Source organism: Myxosarcina sp. GI1(2024) (assembly GCF_053543375.1).
On sequence record NZ_JBKGTY010000009.1, the window covers coordinates 132561 to 134715 of the forward strand.

The 2155-nt window shown below is 38.4% G+C and carries 2 protein-coding genes and 1 pseudogene; all 3 read right to left on the minus strand.

Annotated elements, in window-relative coordinates:
* Positions 1 to 97: 97 nt before the first annotated feature.
* Positions 98 to 511 carry a PIN domain-containing protein gene (locus ACLFKQ_RS24855; protein WP_449002366.1) on the minus strand — a complete coding sequence of 138 codons (414 nt, stop codon included), beginning with the start codon at positions 509 to 511 and terminating at the stop codon, positions 98 to 100.
* A gap of 236 nt (positions 512 to 747) precedes the next feature.
* A pseudogene (locus ACLFKQ_RS24860) lies at positions 748 to 1206 on the minus strand (Hsp20/alpha crystallin family protein).
* 629 nt (positions 1207 to 1835) lie between these two features.
* A partial coding sequence (locus tag ACLFKQ_RS24865) for a hypothetical protein (protein WP_449002367.1) occupies positions 1836 to 2155 on the minus strand: 320 nt, incomplete at its 5' end.

Below are 2155 nucleotides of genomic sequence, written 5' to 3' on the forward strand. Positions count from 1 at the left end.
TTATTCCTCATGCTTGCACCTAAATCCTTACAAAAATATCTTCTGGCGAAACTTTTGGACATTGTTCTTATCCTTCTCTTATTCCTCATGCTTGCACCTAAATCCTTACAAAAATATCTTCTGGCGAAACTTTATCTACAGATATTATTTGGGCTTCGGTTTTTTCTAGATAATCTAAAAACTGATTTTTTAATTCTTGGCAAATCTCATCTTTATTATAATTCAAAGAAAATAAACTCTTTAAATTCTGATGATTATAAAAAATTCTTGCTTTTTTACGAAACTCTTTATGAAGTGTCTTCAGACTAGAATCAGAGTGATTTACCTCCTTTTCTATATTAGACAAAATTTCTTGGCGAGTTACTGTTGTTAGATATAATACCAACTCACCGTTATCAACTAAACCTACTAACTTTTTAAATGAACTATTTTGATAATTAAAACTAGCACTAACAAACACTTCTGCATCTAGGAAAATCCTAAAAATAGGAGTAGGGTAGTTAAACATCATAAAAGTTAGAAATTTAAGAAAAATTTCTAGAAAATTATTGAATCAATACAATATTAACCTCAAAAAAAATTTATAGTCTCAATTGCAACACTTGGGGGCAATTTATTTTTGTGATCGCACTTTACAGTAAGATTAATTGTGTTGAGCAATCGCCCTACAACAAAAAACCCAGTCACCATATAAGCAACTGGGATTTACTATTAATCTATATGACTAGATTCGTTACCCTTGGAAGATTATTCAGCAGCTTCGCCTAAAAGATTTACTTTCACTACTTTATTTTTTTCTTCTTCAGACTTGGGTAAGGTCAAATTGAGGATACCGTCTTTATAGTCTGCGGTAACGTTAGTGTTTTGGATACGTGCGGGTAGAGGGATTACTCTTTGGAATTTGCCGTAACGGAATTCCGAGCGAGTTCTACCATTTTCTTCAGATTTAGTTTCAGATTTGCGTTCGCCAGAAATAGCTACTCTATCTGCCATTACTTGAATGTCTAAATCTTTGGCTTCCATGCCAGGAACTTCTAGTTTTAGATGTAAAGCATCATCGGTGTCGGTTAGTTCCGCAGCAGGTACTTTGGCTAAATTATCAAAGCTATCCCAATTAGCAGGGGTTAAAGCGTCATCAAATAAACGGTTTAGTTAGCGTTGTAAAGAACTAATTTCTTGCCAAGGATTGTAACGTACTAATGCCATAGTTGTGTCTCCTTTGATTAACAGTTTGATAGTTGGTTAACTTAGAATTTAAATTTATTTGCTTTGTTATTTTTATATTAATCAAGCAATAAAAGATTAGTTAGTGTGGCTTGTATCCCATAGCTAGTATGGTTTACTGCCCGAACTAATTAAATATATTTTGGTAGAGAAAACTGTACTAAATAATATTCGGTTCTATTGGTTTAGCTACTTTGATAATTGCGATCGCCCTATCTACATAGTTATTGGTAAAACCTAAAGTGCCTTACACTCAGTTCGTCTCGCTAATCGCTCGGTAATTACGCTCGCTTCGCAACAATTGGAAAGCATAGCACAGCCAGTCGCTCATCGTAAGGATGGGGCTATTTTTTGTTTTCTTTTTTGTGGTAGCCCCTTTTGTTTATTTGGGTCGCTCCAAAAGATCGCTCCCATCGTTCGCTTGATGGCGGTGCTTTCATCAAAATCTTGGGTGCTACGCTCACTAGTTAGGATTAATCTGCTTTCCCACTAGTTAATCGCGGGGAGAGAGAGAAGAGAGAGAGGATGGGTGTGGTGTCCGCTTCTGTCTTGGTGCGCGTTCCCTTGCGTCTTGCGCCGTCGCGGGGTCGCACCGCTTTTCGGCGGTTTTGTTATTTGGCTGTGTTCCTTGTCCTGGCTTGGTTTTTGGCTTTCCTTTGCGTGGCTGTCGTGCTATAATTGTAGTTGTTGGTTCTTTTGTTTGCCGTGTCTGTTCTCGCTTCGTCTTCCGTGTTTGCTGGTTTGGTTTCCGTCGGTTTTTCGGGTTCTCGTTCTCCGTCCCCTGGTGCTTCGGCTGCTCTCTCTTCGTTGTTGCCTCTTGTTCCTTCTGGGGTGCGGGTGTCTGTTGGTTGCGCTCGTGGCGTTGATTCTGCTGTCCGGTAGTCCTGTAGAAGTAACGATCTAAAATAAACGTCGAGCTTAAATAACTCGA